The organism is Terribacillus jepli, assembly GCF_047228925.1.
Classification (GTDB): domain Bacteria; phylum Bacillota; class Bacilli; order Bacillales; family Amphibacillaceae; genus Terribacillus.
In genome coordinates this window covers 1-20,909 of sequence record NZ_JBFEGH010000026.1, presented here as the reverse complement: position 1 = coordinate 20,909, position 20,909 = coordinate 1, and the positions used below count along the sequence as shown (strand labels likewise).

Below are 20,909 nucleotides of genomic sequence, written 5' to 3'. Positions count from 1 at the left end.
AACAGCTTGCCTCTTTTCCAAATACAAACTATCTCCCGGTACATCCTTACTAACTACTGATCCCGCTGCAATAACAGCACCATTCCCAATGCTCACACCCTTTAAAATAACTACATTAGATCCTATCCATACATTAGATCCAATAGAAACAGGGAGAGTCTTAAACCCACTCACATTAGTATTGGTAGATGTGTTAAAGATATGGTCTTGATCATATATCTTAACATTTTCACCAAATGATGTATTATCACCAATAATTACACGATTTAGTGAACTTATCGAAACTCCATTATTGAAAAAAACATTTCTACCAATTTGAATGCTTCCATTTTGAGAAGCTAGATAAATGTTGTTTCTACATACAAAATTACCTTCAAATCTAATATCAGCATTATTCTCTAAAATATCTATCACAAAATTTTTCCCTACAATAAATTTACCTTTAAATTTAATTTTTTTTCCAAATATCAACTTATAAGAAAATTTAATCATTTGAGATTTAATTCTCTTGACGATTTTCAAAAGAATCATGTAATGTCACATCCTTTTAATACCTAGAACTTAACGCTCTACTAGGAAGAATTGATCTCCTACTTGTAATAATTCCTATCAGAAACAATAAAACAAATAATATTAGAGGAATCTTAATGAGAAAATCGAAGAAATAAGCGTACCACCTTACAAATAAAGCCAGTGAATATATAGCCATAATAGTAAGAGAAGTGACATTTCTACTTAAATATGCGATTTTGATAATATAGTTAATTAATATACAACAAATTATAACTCCACTTATTCCTAGCCAAAAGTACCATTGGGAGTATATAAATCCTCCACCCAGAGTTACTGTGATTTCTTGTATATATCTTGCAACATTCGGATTAAAAGACTCAATTCCTCCTAACGGAATAAACTGACTAATTAACATGTCAGTAAATGAATTAAATCGAATACTACTATCTACAATTAAGTCCTTTATAACGCCTATCATTGCCATAGAAGATTGAGTTACATCACCTTCATTGCCCAAGATTAAAGTGGGAGGATTTGATCTATCAAAGAAAAATTTACTAGTAGACCAACTTACATCTCCACCAGTTCTAAAAATTGAGATAAACTCCAGCAAAATATTTAATAATATTGACCCTATAATTATAAGAAATGAACGTACTCTTTTTTCATAATAGAAGATAAATAAAAGAACCAAAGCTTCTACTACTTCTATTCTTCCAGATGTCATTAACGTTTTTATCCCTATACCAATTAACATAGTATGTACAATAATTTTATTAATTAAATTATCCTTTGAATATATTTTATAAATAATCACAAAGATAAAGATATATTCAAAAGTTAAAGATAAAGGAAGATTAGTTTGCTTACCGGAATTATTCAAAATAAACAACACTAGAAACCCAAGCAATGATACAAACATTACAAAACCATCATTTTTATTTGCACTAAATTTATCAATTTTGTCTTGTAAAAATCTATTTGAGTATAGTTCTTTACTATTAGTAAATAGAAACCATATTATGAAGAACATACCGATGGTACATTGTAAAATTACTTCTAGTAAAAGAGTGTTATTATTATAAAAAGGTATTCCTGATATTTTTGTGGGATAATAGTATGCTGGTATGGTTAATACGTAGCTATAATTTAACATGAATAGAGATATAATTAGCATAACCGGAATTCTATAGGCCATTATTATTATCAGTATATTCATAATTAATAAAACTACAGAAAATACTTTTAATTTAACTATTATGTCTTGATTAGAGTTATATAGCATGTATATTGCTGCCCAATAAATAATAGAAAACAATACGAAATATAAAGTTTTTACTTTAATAGCATTCAAATTTCCCACTTATCAGTCTACCTCTTCACTTAAAGATTTTAATCCACTTCTGTAATATACTATCCTCAGAAAATTTTTCTTTAACATGATTTATGGCATTATTACCCATAGTTTGTCTTTTCTCTAAATCTCCTATTAAATCAGTTAGCTTATTAAATAGATCTTCTTCATTATTTCTTTCGACCAAGTAACCATTATAGTTATCTTTCACAATTTCTTTTATACCATCAGAACACTCGTAGCTAACAATAGGTACGCCACTGGAGGCAGCCTCTATTAAAGCCATTGGCAAACCTTCATATTTTGATGTGAGAATCATTATGTCCGTTGTCGACAAAACTCCTTCAACGTCTGATGTTGTTCCTTTAAGCTTTATTCTATCACTAAGGTTATTATCCTCAATAAATTTTTTCACACTAGTCTCATCTGGTCCACTACCATAAATATTAAAGATCCAATCATTATATTTATTTTCATTTGCCAGCTTTTTCACTACATTTAGCGCATGCTCAAGTTGTTTTTGATTATTATCTATTCTTCCTAAAAAAGTTATAGTTCGATTTTTGTGATTTGTTCTAACCGTTGGAACGATATTACTTACATTGTAAACAAAATCCGCATTACCTGGGTAATTAAATTCTTTCTCATATTTTTTTAAATCTTCACCAGACAGGAAGATTATATTATCAATTTCTTTATGGTTTTTATCTAATAATTTCTTTGTCACTAAACCGGTTCTATAAAACTCATAACTATTATGAACCATTAAATACTTTTGATATGTGCTCTTATAAAATGGAATCTGTTTAATATCTGTATATAATACATAATTTGGTTCTGATAATCTAATTATCTTCTCAACTTGTTTTTTACTAAAAGTGTCTTTTAATCTATAGTAGATTAAAGGCTTTTTTAAATAAATAGTGTTAGGAAAAACAAAACTAACCTTAATTTTTTCATGAAGGTTATAAGAGTTTTGTTCAGAATTTATTTCCTTGTACAAACTTATTATATGCACTTTATAATTATTTTTGGCTAGTAAGTTAGCTAAATCAATTGTCGCCTTTTCAGTTCCACCCAATTTATTAATACAATTGAGTACAAAACTCACTTTCATATTTTATATCCTCCAGATTTAGAAACTCTCCACTTTTCATCTGCTTTAGAATTAATGTAGTTTGCTAATTTTTCTCTAAAGTTATCTGGTGAAAATCTCTCTGCATTAACCCTACAATTTGAAGATGAAATCATTGAATATTTCTCTTCAAAGATGTGTAAAGCTTCTTGGATATCCTCTACGGTCTGCCTTTTGAAGAAAACACCTGTCGGATTGTCAGCATCTATGCCATTTACTGTCTCGAGTAAACCACCTTTACCGTATGCAATAACTGGCGTACCACATGCTTGTGCCTCTACAGGAGTTATACCAAAATCCTCTTCAGCAGCGAATACAAACGCTTTAGCTTTTTGCATGTGTTCTTTTAATACATCAAAGGATTGGTAACCTAATAAAGTAATATTTGATCCAGCCTTTTCTTGAATCTTTTTAAAATCAGGTCCTGTACCTATAACTACTAATTTCTTTTCTGGCATTTTACTAAATGCCTCCACTATTAAATCTATTTTCTTATAAGGGACCATTCTAGAAGCAGTGAGATAAAAGTCTTCACGTTCAACAGAAGTATCATTATCGAAACTATTAATCTCAACTGGAGGGTAAATTGTTTTACTTTCCCTTCTGTATACTTTCCAAATTCTCTTTCCTATAAAGTCTGAATTTGACAAGAAATAATCTACACCATTTGATGTTCTATAATCCCAATCTCTTATTTTTTTTAACATCCTTCTAACAATAATACTCTTAAAACCTTTATCCAGATTAGCTTCCTTTAAATATTGATGTTGTAAATCCCAAGCGTATCTAATAGGACTATGTACGTAAGATATATGAAGTTGATCAGGCCCTGTAATAATTCCTTTAGCCACAGCATGAGAACTTGAAATAATTATGTCATATTCTGATAGGTCTAATTGTTCAATTGCAAGTGGCATTAGAGATAGATAGTTTCTGTATTTAGACTTTGAAAACGGTAATTTCTGAATGAAAGTTGTTTTAGCTTTTTTCCCGAAAATCTTCTTCCTGTCTTCTTCGTTGAAGTGGTCAACGAGAGAAAATAAGTCTGCTTTTGGATACAATCTGATGATTTCAGTTAATACTTTTTCTGCTCCGGCATAAGTAACTAGCCAATCATGTACAATAGCAACCTTCATTTTACATCTCCTGCATCTCTTCTATTTTTTCTAGTAAATGTAAAGCGGTTCTTTCCCAATTATACTTTCCATTTACAAAGCTTGTTAATTCACTACTACTAGCAGGCATTCCTTCATTAGAAACATCGATAGCTTGTTCAAGTGAATTAACATCATTACCATCAAAATATATGACTTTATCTTCTAATATTTCCGGTATAGATGCACTCTTGTTAGCTATAACCTGACATCCAAACCTCATTGCTTCAATAGGAGGTAATCCAAATCCTTCATACTTAGATGGAAAGATAAATAACTTTGCATTTCTGTATAATGTATGAAGCTCATCATCACTAACATAGCCTAATTGTTTTATTCTTTTCCGTTCCATATTCTCATTTTTAAAAACAGATGAGTTTGTGGAACCTACAATTACAAATTCTCCGTCTCGTTTTTTTAAGCTTTTATCTAGTAAACTGGAAATAATTGAAAAATTCTTATTAGGATTTGCACTACTCACTGCAAGAAAATAATTTTTCTCTCTTAGATCAAAGTTTTCAAGAATTTTCTTGTCCTTATGGTCGTCTTTATCAATATTAAAATGGTTGACCCCTAAATAAGATACAGATATTTTATCTTTAGCGTGTGGGAAGTAATGGATAATTCTATCTTTAGAGAAATTTGAAACTGTAATAATCTTTTTGGATTTTCTAGTTATTTTATTAAAAATTAGTTTATAAGAAAGTACAAATTCTTTAGAAAAACCATCTGGTACATCGTATATTGCCATATCGTGTATATAAACAATTTGATTCTTTTTGAATACTGGTGCAGTATTACAAAAGTTTATCAAAAGTTCTTTTTTTACATATAGGGGTAAATCTATTTGTTCCCAGATATGACCCTTATTTCTACCAATCTGCTTAATAATAATATTATTTAGATTGAGATTAATTATGCTTTCTTTGGGAATTAGTAACATTACTTTATATCCCTTATCCTCTAATATTCTATCCAATTGTTTAATTGTTTCAATTGCTACCCTTTGGACGCCAGTAGTCTTTTGGGTAAGAAATCTTCCATTTATGTAAATTTTTTTTTTCACTTAAGTCTCCTCTTTAATATGCATTTTTAGAACCAAATAAGACAAAAACAGTTTGAAATATCAATTTAATATCTAACATGATACTTCTATTATTAATATACTTGAGATCTAACTGTACTTGTTCTTCAAATCCAATGTTACTTCTACCACTAACTTGCCAAAAACAAGTCAAACCTGGTTTTACCTTTAATCTTTTCAAATGATGAGAGTTATATTGTTTTACTTCCCTTTCCAATGCTGGACGCGGCCCTACCAAACTCATATCTCCTCTAATAACATTTAGTAGTTGAGGTAATTCATCGATACTAGTTTTTCTGATAAATTTACCAATCCTGGTTATTCGCGGATCTTCTTTCATTTTAAAAAGTGGACCACTTGCTTCATTTTTATCTAATAGGTCTTCTAACATAAACTCTGCATTCGATACCATAGAACGGAATTTATACATGTAGAATTTCTTTCCATCTTGTCCAATCCTAATTTGTTTAAATAAAATTGTTCCTTTGCTATCTTCAATCTTTATAAGGATTGCAATGATCATAAATACTGGTAGAAGTAACACAACACCAATTAAAGATAATGAAATATCCATAAATCTTTTAGTAAAGAGATATAATATCTTTTCTTCTTGTTCCTTAACCGTATTTGTATCAGTAGTTTTTAACACCTGTTGCTTCGAATCTGCCATTTGTTAACCTCCTTTACATCAAAAAATTCCAAAGAATTTTTTTCGCACTATCTTTTCTGGAATATCACCAATTATTGTTTCCCCGGCAATTAGTTTTTCAGCATTCTCATGATATGTGTAAATAAGATTAGTTCCATACAATTCCTCTAATTCTTCTATTGCTTCCTGCATCAAAAAGCCTCGACTACCTACATTATGTGCATCAGAAGCGATTAGATGTGTCAAATTAGATTGTACAATTTCGTGGCTAAAATTTCTTATTTTCTTACCGAATTTCCCAAGTAAACTTGCAGCTGTTACTTGAGTAAGTACTCCACTTTTCACTAATTCATATAGTTTGTCTGGTTTAGTCAGCAACTCACTATTTCTTTCTGGATGGACAATTACCGGTGTAAAACCTTCTACTTGTAGATTGTTAAGCAATTTATTCGTATACTTTGGAACAGTTGAAGTTGGTAGTTCGACGAGTATGTAAGGGGTATTAGAATTGACAGGCAGTATCTCCTCAGTTATCACCCCATCAATTAAATCACCATAGATTCTTATTTCTTGCCCAGGAAGGATATCAATTTGTATATTCTCTTCTCGCAACTTACGATTAAGTTCATCCACTCGTGACATGATATCTACTCGATAATTATCAAATTGGTTATTCCGATGATGTGGCGTAGCTACAATAGTATGAATCCCTTGTGCTATTGCTGACCTTGCCATTGCAATACTATCTTCCATTGTTCTAGCCCCATCATCTACTCCAGGAAGTATATGACAATGAATATCTATCATACTATCTTCTCCTTTCGATTACCACGAAACAGGAAATAACAATGACCTTTTTCCTAGTAAAGCTCCGAAAATATATCCTCGAGTATCGAGGATATATTTAAAGAAAGTTAACTTCCGTAATAGTAATATGTGTTTGATTTTTTTTGTGGCACATCATTTAATACAATACCAAGAAACTTTGCATGAGCTGGTTCTAAAAGTTCCTTTGCCTTCTGAATAGATTCATATTCAGTCTGTTCACTTCTTACTACAATAATCGAGCCATCACATATATTTGCTAAAATTTGTGCATCTGTAACAGCTAATACTGGTGGTGTATCAAAGATAATAATATCATATGTTACTCGAGCAACTTCAAGCATGTTCAGCATGGCCTTTGTTCCTAGCAGTTCGGATGGATTTGGAGGGATCGGACCGCAAGTTAGAATGTCTAGATTAGGAACGTCCGTTTCTTTTACTGTTTCTTCTAATGACTTCTCACCTACCAGCACGGTGCTCAATCCAATACGATTATCAAGTTTGAATGTATAATGAACAGTCGGTTTTCTTAAATCTCCATCAATTAAAAGAACTTTTTTTCCTTGCTGCGCGAAAACAACACTAAGATTCGCTGTTGTAGAGGATTTTCCTTCTGATGGACCAGAGGAAGTCACTAACAAAGTATTTATATCTTGATCCACAGAAGCAAATTCAATATTCGTCCTAATTGTACGATACTGCTCTGATATCGGTGATTTCGGATTAAATTTGGTTATGAGAGAACGGACATTTGTCTTAAACTGTTTTTTTCTTTTGGCCACTGTAATCTCTCCTAACTTGTCGTCTTTCTGTATTAGGTACATATTGTCTATTAGACTGCATATCTTCTTCTGTCATGTGGCTTATAACACCAATAACAGGTACACCAATACGCTTTTCAATATCAGCTTCTGTTTTAACCGTATTATCCAGATATTCCAGTAGAAATGCCAAACCAATTCCAATTAATGCCCCTAATACAAGTGCAATTGCTGTATTTAAAGCTACGTTTGGACTGGCTGGAGATGGATTTTCTGTTGTCTCCGCTAAAGACAAAGGCTTAACGTTTTCTAGATTCATTAATTCTGGAATCTCATTTTGGAAAATGTTCACTGTAGTATTTGCAAGCTCAGCTGCTTTAGCTTGACTTGTATCTGTCGCTGTTACTGTAATTATTTGCGTATCTGCCTCTGAAGTAACTTCTAACTTTTCTGCTAGTTCACTAGAGGATAGGGATAAGTTCATTTCTTTTGCTACTTCATCTAAGATAACTGGGCTGGTCATAACAATTTTGTATGTATTAATTAAGCTGATATTAGACTGAATAGCCGTATTCAAAGCAGAGACATCTACATTCTCCTCCTGATTAACGACTATCGATGCACTAGCCTTATATGTAGGGGTTATCAAAAAATAACTAACTAACAACGCAATTGCCGCAAAAGCAATAGTCAATGATAGAATCATTAAAATTCGTTTCTTTAACACTGAAAAAATTTCCTTTAAAGAGATTGTCTCTTCCATTCATGTCCCTCCGATGAGTAATGCTAAAATGATAAGTACAAAGACAAAGAAAAAATGCTAACTTTTTGAAATAAAATAAGTTCTTTTTTATTATATCGGGTTTCCGAAGTCATGCAATGACTGATTTTGTCGAAAAAATGTAAGCGTTACAAATTAGTGTTGATTTTTGTATCTTTACCCGTATAATATATAGTTCCATTTTAATGGTTTTACTTCAAAAACATAGAAGAGTATACCACATATTTCCCAGTAAGGGGATGTTATTACAAAAAAATAAATAAAAAAACGAGCCTAAGATACTAGGCTCGTTTCTTCGATTGTTATTTTGTTTCAGGCACTACAGAGTTATTTAGATATTCCTGCAGCTGATCTTTAAGATCCGGACGATCCAAAGCAAACTCAATTGTCGCTTTAATAAATCCGAATTTATCCCCAACATCATAACGATCTCCACTGAACTCACAAGCATAAACAGCTTGTTTCTTGTTCAATTCCTTAATTGCATCTGTCAATTGAATTTCGCCACCTGCACCTGCAGGAAGAGTTTCCAAGATATCGAAGATTTCCGGAGTCAATACATAACGGCCCATGATGGCGTAGTTGGAAGGAGCTTCTTCTTTCTTCGGCTTCTCAACAAGGTCGCTTACCTGCATCAAGTTTGGCTCGCTTGTTGAACCTTGTGGTGCCACCACCCCGTATTTGGAAACTTCAGATTCAGGTACCTGCTGTACACCTACAACAGAACCGCGATACTTTTCGAAAGCATCAGTCAATTGTTTCAATGCTGGTGTGCCTTCTGTTTTCACGATGTCATCACCGAGCAATACTGCGAATGGCTCGTTGCCGATGAATTTCTTTGCGGTGGAGATAGCATGGCCAAGGCCTTTAGCTTCTTTCTGGCGGATGTAGTGGATGTCCGCAAGATTGGAGATGTCCTGGATTTCCTCAAGCATCTTCATTTTATCTTTCTTGATCAGCTGATCTTCCAGCTCGTAAGATTTGTCGAAGTGGTCTTCGATGGCACGTTTGCCGCGACCGCTGACGATGATGATATCTTCGATGCCGGATTTCACTGCTTCTTCGACAATGTATTGGATCGTTGGTTTGTCAACGATTGGCAGCATTTCCTTTGGCTGTGCTTTCGTTGCTGGCAGGAAGCGTGTTCCTAGACCTGCTGCTGGAATGATGGCCTTTTTGATTTTCATACGTTCTGCACCTCTTTATGTATTATATGTAGAATGCGTATAGTGTGTTTCATACGAATTATACTTCCCCTTGTCTAAAAGTTAAAACATTACCCTAGACGACAAGCCACAACTCGTACGAAAGTCCTTATCCACTTACTGAATCTGTAAAAATAGTAACATACTATCTTGGAACCCTCAATAACATCCATTCTACATTTCCCTACAATATACGCGTCTAATATTACAGTTACATTACAACTGCGTAAATTCTGGTAATCTAGGTGCCAAATTATGCTATAGTATGATTAATTTCTATGGATTATGAAAATAAAGGAGAACGTTACTAGAATGAAAAAGACGATTGTTACCCTTGCTGCCACGGCAGTTATCGCTAGTTCATATGCCACAACAGTTGACGCTGCATCCTATAAAGTACAAAAGGGCGACTCGCTCTGGAAGATTGCCAGCAAATACGACACTTCCGTTTCTGAATTGAAGAAAATCAACAATTTGAAAAGTGATTTGATTTTCCCTAACCAAGTATTACAGACTTCTGGTTCATCCAGCTCGTCTAAATCTAATACGAAGACATCTTCATCTTCTTCTAGCAGTGCATCTACATATACTGTTAAATCCGGTGATACGTTGAGTGGTATTGCAGCGAAACATAACATATCTTTGAGCAACTTGAAAAAATGGAATAATATCTCGGGATACTTGATTTATCCTGGTGACAAGCTGAAGGTTTCTGCGGGGGGCTCTTCTTCTTCGAATAACTCTTCCTCCAATTCCGGCAGCTCGTCCAACTCAAGCAGCAGCTCCTCTTCCACTTACAAAGTGAAGTCCGGTGATTCACTATGGAAGATTGCCAACAACAACGGTGTTACTGTTGCGAACTTGAAGAGCTGGAACAATCTATCTTCTGATGTCATCCGTGTCGGTCAGACATTGAAGATCAATGGAAAAGCAAGCAGCGGCTCCTCTTCTTCTTCGAAGCCTGCGAATAACACGAAAGTGGACTCCGCAAACACTTCCAAGAGTGTGGACAAGCTGATCAGTGTTGCGAAGTCCCGTTTAGGTGACCCATACGTTTGGGCCGGCTCTACACCTGGCGGATTCGACTGCAGCGGATTCATCTACTATGCATTCAAGAACGCCGGGTATGATATCTCCCGTACATCTGCGGAAGGTTACTTCAACCGTTCATATTATGTAAGCTCACCGCAGCCTGGTGATTTGATCTTCTTCAAAGGTACGTACAAAGCCGGTATCTCCCATATGGGTATTTACCTTGGCGGCGGTCAGTTCATCCATGCGGATAACGATGGCGTGCGCATCACAAGCACAAGCAATTCTTATTACGCGAAGCATTTCGATAGCTACAAGCGTTTCTATTGATCTCCAAAGCTTGGGACAGAACTTTCTGTCTCAGGCTTTTTTGTTTTGTTTTCCGGCGAGATGAGCTGGCGAAGGTCTGTCAGCTGGCGGGCAATCTCGGCTACCAGGAACAGCATTACAAGGACACCTATTATATAGAAAACAATCTGGAACATGTTGTTCCCTCCTATGTTTGTTACTTAATAGACGATTGAATGGACCATTTGGTTTCATATTATGTTGATGATTTATATTTTGGCCAATAAAATAAGCGTATCCCTATTTCAGGAATACACTTGTTGTTTGAATGATCCGGTACTTGGCCACCTGCACACAGGTACCTTCTTCTTTGGAGGATGTAATATCAAAGTTATCCATGAGCCGCTTGACGCCAGGAAGTCCTCGCCCCAGACCGCCTCCAGTCGTATAGCCATCGAGCATGGCTTCCTGCAAGTTTAAGATGCCGGGGCCGTTGTCCTTGGCGGTAATGTGGATACCGATTCTTCTTCCATCTTGTTTGCTGCAGATACAAATTGTACCGCTTCCGGCATACTTATAAATATTACGGGCAAGCTCTGAGATGGCTGCAGTGATGCGTGCTTGTTCGACTGCATTGAAACCCAGTTCCGCTGCTAGCTTCCTGCCGCATGATCTGCTTGTGACAATATCTTTTTCCGTTTCTATCTTCATTTCTGCCACCTTCCCCTCACCAGGAGCTGACGCCACTTGCTTACCAATACTGATAGTTAGGTCCCCTTCTTTGACCTGGGTCCATTAAAATAAGCCAAAGTAAAGACGCTTATCGCTGTCCCTACTTTGGCTTTATCACTAGTTCCATGCCCAGCCAATGCTAGCCAAGTAAATTCAATTATTGTTTGGATTGATGATGACGACAATCACGCTTTGATCTTTTTCAAACGACCAATCAACGAAGATTTCCTGTGCAGTGCCTTGCAGCAATTGACTTTCTTTATCAAATGCCTCACGCAGCTCCTGCTTTTCCAAATTGCCTTTGGCTTTTCGCAGTACTTCTTCCTCACCGCTGCGGACAATCTCTTTTTCGATATTGACGAGTATGCCCTCGCGATAGATTACTAATGTTCTATTATTCAGCTTAACAGATTTTACCTTGTCCGGCAACCTCTCTGTTTTCTTGGTGACTGTTCCAACCAGCTCATTCACCTTCTGCATATCTGGATAATCGGATTCATCACTGAGCTGATCTTTGATCGCAACGATGACGCCGCCATTGGTCTCCATATTCCAGTCATAATAGAAATGTTTGAAATAGTGACCAGTTTCATCCTCGATTTGTTCTTTCAATTCAGGCAGGCACTTCTCCATCAGACTATCACGTGTTGCATAAACCATAGCATGCTGCTCATTCTCCAGCAGTACTTTCTCGACAGGCGTAAGCAAGTCCCGTACATAAATACAAATGATATCATATGCAATGGAAACGAATACCGCCTCGGGACCTTTTCCGAAATGCTTGCGTAATAGTCTTGCAGTGAAGCCTGCCAATACATTTTGTTTGTCTTTGATTTCCATTCTCTTGTACCTTTTTCCTGGTTGATTTTTTTCTATTTTATTTTACTTTATAGAAGTACATTTGGGTATAAAAAAAAGCCTGCACTAACGAATTGTGATCGTCATGGTGTAGACTTCATCTTTTTGCTCCATCGACATGGATAATTCTTCTCCTTCCAGGATGATGCGGGGCATATCGTCCAATGTCCGCTTCGTTTTCGGATTCTCATAAATGAATGACTTAGGCATGAAAAACAGACTGTTTTTGCCATCACTCCCTTTTTCGAGCACAACGTCGTGCAGATCAGGGATTTCGATCATATGATTTTTTATATATATTTTCGCCAATATCGGCTTATGGTTGAAAACGAAAAAGTAGTTATCGTTTATGGACGAGCCTCTTTGGGTTTGCTCGACAAAATCCTGCACACTTAACGTCAATGAAGGGCAAGCCATCTCTTACCACTCCTTTCCTGTCTGGCAGATGCTGTTATTCGTTATGTACCCTTACAGCTAAAATCTAAACGACTTATCCACAGGCTTTCTGAAACTTTAGCACCAGAGCAAAAGTGCTTTACATCAGGGGTTATGTTACACTAGTTGCTGTGATTTCACTTTTTTCGACAACAGGAGGCGGACTTATGTATCCTACCAATTCGATACGCGAAAAAGCGTCTTTATTCTTTCACATATTATGGCCCATACTCGTGACACAGATCAGCTACAATGCCATGACGGTGCTGGATACCATGATGTCCGGCCGTGCCGGCACGGACGATTTGGCTGGTGTGGCTGTCGGCTCGAGCCTTTGGATGCCCGTTTATACCGGGTTGACCGGGATCATGCTGGCCATTACGCCGATGGTCGGGCAGCTGATCGGAAACAACCGCCGCAGCGACGTCGGACGGACGGTCATGCAAGGCTTTTATCTGGCAATCTTGATTTCGTTGGTTGTGCTGGTTATCGGAGCATTCGCCCTTCAGCCAGTACTTGGCATCATGGATTTGAGTACGGATGTACATACTGTTGCAACGGATTATCTGCACGGACTTGCCATCGGGATTGTTCCGCTGTTTGCCAGTGCCGTTTTGCGTAATTTCTTTGATGCCCAAGGCTACACAAGAGTATCGATGGTGATTTTGCTGATGGCTCTGCCTATCAATGCCCTGCTGAATTACCTGCTCATCTTCGGGAACTTCGGCTTTCCGAAGCTTGGCGGAGCAGGGGCTGGCTATGCAACGGCGCTTACATATTGGTTCATCTTCGGCATCAGTGTTTTCCTGACGTTCAAGCTGAAGGAAATGCGCACGCATTATTTGTTCGTCCGCTGGTATAAGATTTCATTCCAGGCATGGAAAGAACAATTGAAAATCGGGGTGCCGATGGGGCTGAGTACGTTTTTTGAAGCAAGTATCTTCAGTGTCGTCACCCTGCTCATGGGTTCTTTGTTCGATACGACAGTCATTGCTGCCCATCAGACAGCGTTGAACTTCACGACATTGATGTTCATGGTGCCGCTCAGCATCTCGATCGGGATGACGATCGTTGTCTCCTATGAAGTCGGCGCTCGCCGGATGAACCACGCAAAACAATACGCCATCCTCGGGGTCAGTTCCGCCCTTGTCATCATCGGTATTTTGAGCTTGCTGTTGTTCATTTTCCGGGAACAGATCAGCTACTTCTATACATCTGATCGCGCTGTCGTCCTGCTTGCCATGCAGTTCATGCTGTTTGCCATCATGTATCAGTTTTCCGACGCAGCTCAAGCCTCCCTTCAAGGCGTACTGCGTGGCTACAAGGATGTTACCATCCCGTTTATCATTGCTTTCATTTCTTACTGGATCGTCGGTCTGCCGAGTGGCTATTTGCTTTCCCGCTTCACGACACTGGAGCCATTCGGTTTTTGGGTCGGCATCACGCTCGGCTTGACTTGTGCTGCAATTGGTTTCTTCCTGCGGCTGCGATTCATCCAGCGCCGGCAAGAGCAAATGGCTGTTTGAGACACCTCCATCTTCGGAGGTGTTTTTTATCAACAACTTTCCTGCTTTCATGGCATCTTACGATAAAACGCTAAATAATGTCGCAAAATTCGACCTACTTTCCCAATAAAAATCCACCAGGAAACATGCTATGCTTAATATAGGCAAAATCTTACAGACTAGGGAGTGTAACTGATGCGTTCTGACGTCACATTCAACTCAGAAGAGCTAAGGGAACTGCTCAATTTGTGGTATATGAACATCAAATTGAAAAAAGTCCAAGCAGCGGAAAAGCTGAAAACGGAAGTATCCGAACAGCTCGCTAAAGGAGAAGCGAATGACGACGTCGTCAAGCTGGCACTTCTGATTCATAGCCGCCATCATATTCTCTGCAAAAATTATGAAGATGCTGAAAAACTTATCAGCCAAGTAGAAGGCTTTTCCCCTTACCTCAAAGAAGAACATCTCTATTACCTGCACCTGTTCAAAGGCATGTATCTTTATTCGACAAAAGACTATTACAATGCCATCGAAGAATACGGTCAAGTCGAACCTTATCTCGGCTATATCCATGATGACATCGAAAAAGCGGAATTCTTCGATTTGTTTGCTTCCGCGCTTTATTACCTGGATTACACGAATCGATCTGCTATTTATGCCGAGAAGGCGATTTATATCTATCAGCTGTATCCGGCTTATGAGAAGAAGCTGACGAGGGCTAAGATTCTAATCGCTTTGAACTATATTGATATGGGAGAATTTGATTTAGCTGAGGATTATTTGCATTCTGCTCTGCAAGATAGAAACGTTATTATGGATGAAATGGTAAAGATAAGTATATATCATAATCTTGGATTATTATATGAACGTAAACGCTTGTATGGGGCTGCGACCCGATATTTAAAGAAGGTTTTACCCTATCCTGATTTCGAGAATTATCTTTCCACTTTGTATATGCTGACTAGCATCTCTTTTGAAGAAGGGAATTTTGAGCTTGCTATTGACTACTATCAACTAGGAATGGATCATCTTAGCCAGGAAGATGACAAAGATTACTATTGGAAATTCAAGATACTTTATTCTCGATACATCGAAAAAGAGAAGTATATTAAGGTTTTAACAGACGCTGTCGAATATTTCAAAGGAAAAAATAGATTTTTTGAAACACAAATATGCGCTGATGAACTTGCGAGTTTCTATACTAAGAAGAAAGATTTTGAACGAGCAAATCACTTCTATCGCTTAGCTCTGGGAAATCAAAATAATATTGTAATGTTTCATTCAAGGAGGTGATAAAAATGACAAAGAAAAGAATCGTTGGATTTCTAGTACTTGCTACAATCCTTAGCAGCATTGCAGGCTATTCATTTGCTGACAGCGCAATGGAAAAAGGGCACCTACCTAACTCTATTCGTTACACGGACTTCTAATATTAACAAGCAAAAAACCGGCATCTGCCGGTTTTTTGCTATTTTCCGAATCTGTAGCTTGGTGCTCCCACAACATCGGTTTCATATACGAATATCCCGCCAGCAAGAGGTTGCTTTTCCAAATCCTCTTCGGTCAGGTTCTGTCTTGCTGTCGTGATGTACAATGTCTTCCGTTCTGGACCGCCGAAAGTGCAGCTTGTCACTTGGCTGACCGGCAGATGGACGTCCAATAGCCGCTCGCCTGTTGCTGGGTTCCAGCGCGAGACCTTGGATCCGCCGTAATGGGCGATCCATAGTTTGCCTTCTTCGTCGATTGTCATGCCGTCGGGTTTTCCGTCCTTGAATGAGACCGCTATCCGCGGATTGCTGATTTCCCCTGTTTCACCATCGTAATCGAAACATTGTACCTCGCCCGTCGGTGTATCGATGTAATAAAAATACTTGTGATCCGGACTCCAGGCAAGACCATTGGAGTTGCCGATTCCATCAATGACACGTGTCAGCGTCTGATCCAACTCCATCCGGTAAAAAGCTCCTTTATAGTCGCTGCCTTTCGCTGGCATCGTTCCTGCCCAGATCCTGCCGTATGGATCGGCCTTGCCATCATTGAAGCGATTGGACGGTCTGTCGGTTTCCGGACTATGCAGCAGCACTTTTGCTTTCAGTTCGCTGTCTGTTTCGTAAATGCCATTTTCCAATGCCAGGATCATTCCACCATCTTTTTTCAGGATGGCTGCCCCGATTTTTTGATCGACTGGTATTTCCCGCTTCTCGTTCGTCTTTGTATTGTATATATGGATTGACTGTCCATTGATATCCACCCAATACAGTTCCTCCGTCTCTCCCCGCCAAAAAGGACCTTCGGCTAAGCTCTGCTTCGCATCGAGAAATAATTTCGCTTCTGCCACTTTACCCACTCCTTTATCTATGTATGACCTGCTATAGTAATAATACCACTATATGGATTACTTATTACCTGAATCAGCTACTTCTAAGCATTCTGATGCTAAAAAAGGAGGCAACAACATGCATGAAACAAAACGGCTGCTCATCCGACCTTATATGACAGAGGATTTGCCTTTCCTTGAGAGCTTGGTCAGCGACCCTCGGGTCGTGCGTTATATCGGGAACGGAAAACCAAGGACCAAGGAAGGCGCACGCTTGTTTTTTAATTGGAATTTGTCCCATATAAGCGGAGATCAACGGCTCGGTCTGCAGGTTTTGATCGAGAAAGAAACAGGAAAGCCAATCGGACATGCTGGATTGGTTCCACAAGAGGTTGACGGTGTGATGGAACTGGAAATCGGCTACTGGATCGCTCCGGACTATTGGGGGAGGGGGTTTGCTACCGAGGCTGCTTCGGCGTTCAGGGATATAGCTCCTGCACTGGATAACAAACGGATCATCGCTCTGATATATCCTGATAATATCGCCTCTTGCAAGGTGGCAGAGAAGCTAGGTATGCAGGTATGGAAAACGATTGAACGCCATAACAAGAAAGTGCTTGTTTATGCAAAAGAAAATACCCCTCCTAATTAGGAGGGGCATACCTTATGCATCATAACCATTCGGACGGTTTTGATGCCATCTCCATGCATCACCGATGATGTCTTTCATATCGGTGCGTGTTGGATTCCAGCCGAGTACTTCCTTCGCCTTCGCAGAGCTTGCGATCAGGACTGCCGGGTCACCAGCGCGGCGTGGACCGACTTTGGCCGGGATTTCTTTGCCGGTAACATTACGGGCTACGTCGATCATCTCTTTGACAGAGAAGCCTTGGCTGGAGCCGAGGTTAAAGATATCACTCTCACCGCCATTGTCCAAGTACTCCAATGCCAGCAGATGGGCATCAATCAAGTCAAGAACGTGAATGTAGTCGCGAATGCATGTTCCATCTTCTGTCGGATAGTCGTCACCGAAGATGCTGATATGTTCCCGCTGTCCGAGTGCTGTTTGCAGGATGATCGGAATCAGATGTGTTTCCGGGCGATGATCTTCGCCGATGTGACCATCCGGATGCGCTCCGCCGACATTGAAGTAGCGTAAGGAAACGAACTTGATTCCGTATGCTCCGTCGCACCATTTCATCATTTTTTCCATCATCAGTTTGGATTCGCCATACGGACTTTCTGGATTCGTATCCAAATCCTCTGTCAATGGGACGACATTGGTATCTCCGTATGTAGCAGCCGTGGAAGAAAAGACGATTTTTTTGACATCATGCTTGCGCATCGTCTCCAGCAGCACCTGCATCCCATAAACGTTATTGCCGAAGTACTTCAACGGATCCTCGACAGATTCCCCGACAAGGGAACTTGCTGCGAAGTGGACCACTGCATCGACCCTTTCTTTTGCAAATACATCATCCAATAATGCTGCATCGCGCAGGTCACCCTCGTAGAAGACCGCATCCTTGTTGACCGCTGGCAAGTGACCTGTCAGCACATTATCGATAATCACAGCCTCGTGCCCTTTTTCAAGGAGTGTGGCCACCGCATGGGAGCCGATATAGCCAGCACCGCCAGTAACTAATACTTTCATAGCTTATCCCTCGATTCTCCTATATTATCAATTAAATTATAGCATGCTTTAACTTGCAGAAATGGTAAAGTTTAGACCTTCTTCCATTCATGCAGCTCCAAGCTGCGCACCCCGTTGATCAAGTACGGATCCTGCTCCGCAACTTGCTTCGCTTTAGTCTCGTCTTCCGCTTGGTAGATAACCAGACCGCCAGCACCATCAGTGAATGGACCTCTGGCGAAAATATACCCTTTTTCATCCAAGTCGGCCAGAAAATCCAGATGGGCTTGGCGATATTGCTGGTTCAGCTCAGGTTTTTCCATTTTAAGAAAAGCTGCAAAGTACTTCATGATAACGCCTCCCGTTTTTATCGAGCATCTTTGGCTAGCATGAGTGCCCCGACGATACCGGCATTGTCCTGTAGCCCGGGCGGTACGAGATACTGATCCGGAAGCGGGACATAACGCTGCATGAGCTGCTCCAACTCCTGGTGGACCATCTCATGCAGGCCGTCCTTCTTCATGACGCCGCCGCCCATGATGATTTTCTCCGGGCTGAGCACCAACGTGTAGTTCATGATTGCCTGGGCTAAATAAAAGGCTTCCATCTGCCAGACTTCCTCTTGGTGATACAGTTTCTGTGCTTTCTCTCCCCAGCGGGCTTCGATTGCAGGTCCAGCAGCAAGGCCTTCCAAACAATCGCGATGATACGGGCATTTCCCTGGGTAGGCATCACGCGTGTTCCGCCGTATCAGCATATGTCCCATTTCCGGATGCGAGAAGCCCTGCAATGTTTCGCCATTCACGATGGCTCCTGCTCCGATGCCAGTTCCTACTGTAATATACAGACAGCTATCAGCATGTTTTGCTGCTCCGTGCATATACTCCCCTAAAGCAGCTGCATTCACATCGGTATCCAGCTTGACCGGTACGCCCAGCCTGTTTTTGAGCTCAGCCAGCAGCGGGTAATCTTTCCACTGCAGCTTCGGTGTGTTGCCGATCGTTCCGTAAGTGGGACTATCCTCTTTCACATCGACCGGACCGAATGCACCGACACCCAGTGCTTCGATTTGTTTATCACGGAAGAAGTCGAGCACCTGCTGGATGGTTTCTTCCGGTTTGGTTGTCGAAAAGGACACTCGCTCCTCCACATTCCCATGTTCATCTCCGACAGCACAAACAAATTTTGTACCGCCAGCTTCAATAGCTCCATATCGCATCGATATCACCTCATTCCTTTCTATTATTCTACTATGGAAGTTTTCTCCTCCTGCGTCAATAGTAGCCGGTACTGTACAAATGCGAGAATTATTATAAAATAGAAATATTATCAATTTTAAAAAACAGATGAGTTTGTCAGAAATGGGGGATGCATGATGACTGCTCTGCAAGCAGTAACTGCATTTGCACATGAACAGAATTTACGTAAAAGTTTTAATAAACTTGCCAGAAAAACTTTTGGCTTCGATTTTGAATTATTATATAAAAGCGGCTTGTGGAACGACCGCTATCACACACATGCCTTCGCAGACGATACACAAATTGTCGCGAATGTTTCTGTAAGCGCGCTCACAGCACATATACATCAGCAAAAAATGAACGCAATCCAAATCGGGACTGTCATGACAGATCCAAGCTACCAGAAGCAAGGACTGGCTACACAACTGCTGCAGCGTGTCGTCCGGCAGTATGAAGAAGAGACCGATTTGATTTACTTGTTTTCCCGCCCGGGAGTGGAAGGCTTTTACGAGAAGCTCGGCTTCACCGCTGTCGAAGAACATTTGTTTTCCATTCCGGTGTCTTCCGAGCTGCGTCCTGTCCCGGATTATCGCAAGCTTCAGCCGGCAGCCAATCCGCAAGACATGCTCGTGCTGCTTGATCGCTATGGCAAACGTCATCCGCAGTCGGAGATCCTCGACATATCGGATGCTCAGCATATTCTCGGCTTCCATACCTTATATGATCCGGAAATCGAAATCATCGAGCTTTTGGAGCCAGCCGCCCTGCTGCTTTATAAAAGAATTGGGCAGACAATCCATTTATATGAAGTGATCAGTCAATCCCGGCTCCTCTGGCAGCAAATTGCAGATTATGTCGCCCAAGCAGGCATCACGGAAGTCATATTCCATTTCACGCCGACATTCCCGGATCTTGAGCCTATCTCCCACAAGCATACAGAACGGGACACCTTGTTTGTGAACAAACCAGAACTGCTTCCTGCTGTATTCCAGTTTCCCGAATTGTCCCATGCATAATATAATAGGATGGAAGCTGTGATAGAAAGGAACGAGAGCCATGCTAGATTTGGAAATGCTAAAAGACAAAGTCGAGTTCTTCGAAGCAAATGACCTATCCGTCTTGGAAAAGAAAATCAATGAACAAATCCAGCATAATAAAGCCATCCTGCTGGAGCTGCATCATGTAGCACATCAAATGCATGTAGATGAAAACGGCCGGCGGTATTATAGTGCCGTTGCTCATTTTAAAGCGAAATAAAGAAAACTTGTCGATGACAAGCCGCAGGCGAAGTCAGAGGCTTAGTTGCACTTATACTTTCTTCCTTAAAATTAATGCTTTGAAAGTATAAAGAAAACTTGCCGAGTGGCGAGCCGCAGGCGCAGACAGAGGCCTAGTTGCACTTATACTTTC

The 20,909-nt window shown here is 39.6% G+C and carries 24 protein-coding genes and 1 pseudogene; 7 read left to right on the top strand and 18 right to left on the bottom strand.

Features of this window, described 5'->3' with window-relative positions:
- Positions 1-39: 39 nt before the first annotated feature.
- The 10 genes and pseudogenes from AB1K91_RS19675 to galU all read right to left on the bottom strand — a co-directional run.
- Positions 40-144, bottom strand: a pseudogene (locus AB1K91_RS19675) (DapH/DapD/GlmU-related protein); the annotation flags it as partial.
- Positions 145-547: 403 nt separating this feature from the next.
- Entirely contained in the window at positions 548-1,876 is a 1,329-nt protein-coding gene (locus tag AB1K91_RS19670; RefSeq protein WP_413092376.1) for a hypothetical protein, read from the bottom strand.
- Between the two features lie 16 nt (positions 1,877-1,892).
- On the bottom strand, positions 1,893-2,984 hold the full coding sequence (locus AB1K91_RS19665; RefSeq protein WP_413092375.1) for a glycosyltransferase: 1,092 nt from the start codon (positions 2,982-2,984) through the stop codon (positions 1,893-1,895).
- Complete coding sequence (locus AB1K91_RS19660; RefSeq protein WP_413092373.1) at positions 2,981-4,138, bottom strand: glycosyltransferase family 4 protein; 1,158 nt, start codon at positions 4,136-4,138, stop codon at positions 2,981-2,983. The genes AB1K91_RS19665 and AB1K91_RS19660 overlap by 4 nt, the downstream gene beginning before the upstream one ends.
- Before the next feature lies 1 nt (position 4,139).
- Positions 4,140-5,222, bottom strand: coding sequence for a glycosyltransferase family 4 protein (locus tag AB1K91_RS19655; protein WP_413092371.1), 1,083 nt, complete (start codon positions 5,220-5,222; stop codon positions 4,140-4,142).
- Positions 5,223-5,235: 13 nt separating this feature from the next.
- A complete protein-coding gene (locus tag AB1K91_RS19650; protein ID WP_413092369.1) occupies positions 5,236-5,910 on the bottom strand; it encodes a sugar transferase in 675 nt (224 codons plus the stop codon).
- Between the two features lie 18 nt (positions 5,911-5,928).
- Positions 5,929-6,696 carry a tyrosine-protein phosphatase gene (locus tag AB1K91_RS19645; protein WP_413092368.1) on the bottom strand — a complete coding sequence of 256 codons (768 nt, stop codon included), beginning with the start codon at positions 6,694-6,696 and terminating at the stop codon, positions 5,929-5,931.
- A 107-nt stretch (positions 6,697-6,803) separates the two neighbouring features.
- Positions 6,804-7,496 carry a CpsD/CapB family tyrosine-protein kinase gene (locus AB1K91_RS19640; protein WP_413092366.1) on the bottom strand — a complete coding sequence of 231 codons (693 nt, stop codon included), beginning with the start codon at positions 7,494-7,496 and terminating at the stop codon, positions 6,804-6,806.
- A complete protein-coding gene (locus AB1K91_RS19635; RefSeq protein ID WP_413092364.1) occupies positions 7,471-8,238 on the bottom strand; it encodes a YveK family protein in 768 nt (255 codons plus the stop codon). Before AB1K91_RS19635 ends, AB1K91_RS19640 begins: the two co-directional genes overlap by 26 nt.
- A gap of 320 nt (positions 8,239-8,558) precedes the next feature.
- Positions 8,559-9,443, bottom strand: a complete 885-nt coding sequence (galU, locus tag AB1K91_RS19630) for a UTP--glucose-1-phosphate uridylyltransferase GalU (protein ID WP_413092362.1) — start codon at positions 9,441-9,443, stop codon at positions 8,559-8,561.
- Between the two features lie 330 nt (positions 9,444-9,773).
- Here galU and AB1K91_RS19625 point away from each other — a divergent pair, with 330 nt between their 5' ends.
- Positions 9,774-10,823, top strand: a complete 1,050-nt coding sequence (locus AB1K91_RS19625; protein ID WP_413092361.1) for a C40 family peptidase — start codon at positions 9,774-9,776, stop codon at positions 10,821-10,823.
- Here AB1K91_RS19625 and AB1K91_RS19620 read toward each other — a convergent pair.
- The 4 genes from AB1K91_RS19620 to AB1K91_RS19605 form a co-directional block, all read right to left on the bottom strand.
- The gene (locus AB1K91_RS19620) at positions 10,817-10,978 is read right to left on the bottom strand and encodes a hypothetical protein (protein ID WP_413092360.1); all 162 of its coding nucleotides are present in this window, start codon (positions 10,976-10,978) and stop codon (positions 10,817-10,819) included. The genes AB1K91_RS19625 and AB1K91_RS19620 overlap by 7 nt on opposite strands.
- Positions 10,979-11,081: 103 nt before the next feature.
- On the bottom strand, positions 11,082-11,492 hold the full coding sequence (locus AB1K91_RS19615; protein ID WP_413092358.1) for an anti-sigma regulatory factor: 411 nt from the start codon (positions 11,490-11,492) through the stop codon (positions 11,082-11,084).
- A 174-nt stretch (positions 11,493-11,666) separates the two neighbouring features.
- Positions 11,667-12,353: a Na-translocating system protein MpsC family protein gene (locus AB1K91_RS19610; protein WP_413092356.1), complete on the bottom strand. Its 687-nt coding sequence runs from the start codon at positions 12,351-12,353 to the stop codon at positions 11,667-11,669.
- Between the two features lie 84 nt (positions 12,354-12,437).
- Positions 12,438-12,788, bottom strand: a complete 351-nt coding sequence (locus tag AB1K91_RS19605; RefSeq protein ID WP_413092354.1) for a hypothetical protein — start codon at positions 12,786-12,788, stop codon at positions 12,438-12,440.
- A 185-nt stretch (positions 12,789-12,973) separates the two neighbouring features.
- Here AB1K91_RS19605 and AB1K91_RS19600 point away from each other — a divergent pair, with 185 nt between their 5' ends.
- The 3 genes from AB1K91_RS19600 to AB1K91_RS19590 all read left to right on the top strand — a co-directional run bounded on the left by AB1K91_RS19600 (position 12,974) and on the right by AB1K91_RS19590 (position 15,741).
- On the top strand, positions 12,974-14,332 hold the full coding sequence (locus tag AB1K91_RS19600) for an MATE family efflux transporter (RefSeq protein WP_413092353.1): 1,359 nt from the start codon (positions 12,974-12,976) through the stop codon (positions 14,330-14,332).
- A 174-nt stretch (positions 14,333-14,506) separates the two neighbouring features.
- A complete protein-coding gene (locus tag AB1K91_RS19595; RefSeq protein ID WP_413092351.1) occupies positions 14,507-15,604 on the top strand; it encodes a response regulator aspartate phosphatase in 1,098 nt (365 codons plus the stop codon).
- Positions 15,605-15,609: 5 nt separating this feature from the next.
- Positions 15,610-15,741 (top strand): hypothetical protein, encoded by a 132-nt coding sequence (locus AB1K91_RS19590; protein WP_413092349.1) that lies wholly within the window; start codon positions 15,610-15,612, stop codon positions 15,739-15,741.
- Between the two features lie 38 nt (positions 15,742-15,779).
- Here the strand turns inward: AB1K91_RS19590 and AB1K91_RS19585 are convergent, their stop codons facing one another.
- Positions 15,780-16,649 (bottom strand): SMP-30/gluconolactonase/LRE family protein, encoded by an 870-nt coding sequence (locus AB1K91_RS19585; protein WP_413092348.1) that lies wholly within the window; start codon positions 16,647-16,649, stop codon positions 15,780-15,782.
- A 118-nt stretch (positions 16,650-16,767) separates the two neighbouring features.
- On the opposite strand from AB1K91_RS19585, the gene AB1K91_RS19580 reads away from it, so the two are divergent.
- A complete protein-coding gene (locus AB1K91_RS19580; protein ID WP_413092346.1) occupies positions 16,768-17,280 on the top strand; it encodes a GNAT family N-acetyltransferase in 513 nt (170 codons plus the stop codon).
- Positions 17,281-17,292: 12 nt separating this feature from the next.
- Here the strand turns inward: AB1K91_RS19580 and galE are convergent, their stop codons facing one another.
- From galE to AB1K91_RS19565, 3 genes are all read right to left on the bottom strand, one after another.
- Entirely contained in the window at positions 17,293-18,282 is a 990-nt protein-coding gene (galE, locus tag AB1K91_RS19575; protein ID WP_413092344.1) for a UDP-glucose 4-epimerase GalE, read from the bottom strand.
- Positions 18,283-18,353: 71 nt separating this feature from the next.
- Positions 18,354-18,611, bottom strand: coding sequence for a YciI family protein (locus AB1K91_RS19570; protein ID WP_093725271.1), 258 nt, complete (start codon positions 18,609-18,611; stop codon positions 18,354-18,356).
- Between the two features lie 17 nt (positions 18,612-18,628).
- The gene (locus AB1K91_RS19565; protein WP_413092342.1) at positions 18,629-19,480 is read right to left on the bottom strand and encodes an ROK family protein; all 852 of its coding nucleotides are present in this window, start codon (positions 19,478-19,480) and stop codon (positions 18,629-18,631) included.
- A gap of 153 nt (positions 19,481-19,633) precedes the next feature.
- On the opposite strand from AB1K91_RS19565, the gene AB1K91_RS19560 reads away from it, so the two are divergent.
- Together AB1K91_RS19560 and AB1K91_RS19555 are read left to right on the top strand one after the other, a co-directional pair.
- Entirely contained in the window at positions 19,634-20,515 is an 882-nt protein-coding gene (locus AB1K91_RS19560) for a GNAT family N-acetyltransferase (protein WP_413092340.1), read from the top strand.
- A 40-nt stretch (positions 20,516-20,555) separates the two neighbouring features.
- Positions 20,556-20,756 carry a DUF2536 family protein gene (locus AB1K91_RS19555; RefSeq protein WP_093725265.1) on the top strand — a complete coding sequence of 67 codons (201 nt, stop codon included), beginning with the start codon at positions 20,556-20,558 and terminating at the stop codon, positions 20,754-20,756.
- Positions 20,757-20,909: the final 153 nt, after the last annotated feature.

Bases quoted from the DNA above. Each gene is read 5' to 3' on its own strand.
- AB1K91_RS19665 (WP_413092375.1), bottom strand. From the start codon at position 2,984: ATGAAAGTGAGTTTTGTACTCAATTGTATTAATAAATTGGGTGGAACT.
- AB1K91_RS19660 (WP_413092373.1), bottom strand. From the start codon at position 4,138: ATGAAGGTTGCTATTGTACATGATTGGCTAGTTACTTATGCCGGAGCA.
- AB1K91_RS19650 (WP_413092369.1), bottom strand. From the start codon at position 5,910: ATGGCAGATTCGAAGCAACAGGTGTTAAAAACTACTGATACAAATACG.
- AB1K91_RS19645 (WP_413092368.1), bottom strand. From the start codon at position 6,696: ATGATAGATATTCATTGTCATATACTTCCTGGAGTAGATGATGGGGCT.
- AB1K91_RS19635 (WP_413092364.1), bottom strand. From the start codon at position 8,238: ATGGAAGAGACAATCTCTTTAAAGGAAATTTTTTCAGTGTTAAAGAAA.
- galU (WP_413092362.1), bottom strand. From the start codon at position 9,443: ATGAAAATCAAAAAGGCCATCATTCCAGCAGCAGGTCTAGGAACACGC.
- AB1K91_RS19625 (WP_413092361.1), top strand. From the start codon at position 9,774: ATGAAAAAGACGATTGTTACCCTTGCTGCCACGGCAGTTATCGCTAGT.
- AB1K91_RS19620 (WP_413092360.1), bottom strand. From the start codon at position 10,978: ATGTTCCAGATTGTTTTCTATATAATAGGTGTCCTTGTAATGCTGTTC.
- AB1K91_RS19615 (WP_413092358.1), bottom strand. From the start codon at position 11,492: ATGAAGATAGAAACGGAAAAAGATATTGTCACAAGCAGATCATGCGGC.
- AB1K91_RS19610 (WP_413092356.1), bottom strand. From the start codon at position 12,353: ATGGAAATCAAAGACAAACAAAATGTATTGGCAGGCTTCACTGCAAGA.
- AB1K91_RS19605 (WP_413092354.1), bottom strand. From the start codon at position 12,788: ATGGCTTGCCCTTCATTGACGTTAAGTGTGCAGGATTTTGTCGAGCAA.
- AB1K91_RS19600 (WP_413092353.1), top strand. From the start codon at position 12,974: ATGTATCCTACCAATTCGATACGCGAAAAAGCGTCTTTATTCTTTCAC.
- AB1K91_RS19595 (WP_413092351.1), top strand. From the start codon at position 14,507: ATGCGTTCTGACGTCACATTCAACTCAGAAGAGCTAAGGGAACTGCTC.
- AB1K91_RS19590 (WP_413092349.1), top strand. From the start codon at position 15,610: ATGACAAAGAAAAGAATCGTTGGATTTCTAGTACTTGCTACAATCCTT.
- AB1K91_RS19580 (WP_413092346.1), top strand. From the start codon at position 16,768: ATGCATGAAACAAAACGGCTGCTCATCCGACCTTATATGACAGAGGAT.
- galE (WP_413092344.1), bottom strand. From the start codon at position 18,282: ATGAAAGTATTAGTTACTGGCGGTGCTGGCTATATCGGCTCCCATGCG.
- AB1K91_RS19570 (WP_093725271.1), bottom strand. From the start codon at position 18,611: ATGAAGTACTTTGCAGCTTTTCTTAAAATGGAAAAACCTGAGCTGAAC.
- AB1K91_RS19565 (WP_413092342.1), bottom strand. From the start codon at position 19,480: ATGCGATATGGAGCTATTGAAGCTGGCGGTACAAAATTTGTTTGTGCT.
- AB1K91_RS19560 (WP_413092340.1), top strand. From the start codon at position 19,634: ATGATGACTGCTCTGCAAGCAGTAACTGCATTTGCACATGAACAGAAT.
- AB1K91_RS19555 (WP_093725265.1), top strand. From the start codon at position 20,556: ATGCTAGATTTGGAAATGCTAAAAGACAAAGTCGAGTTCTTCGAAGCA.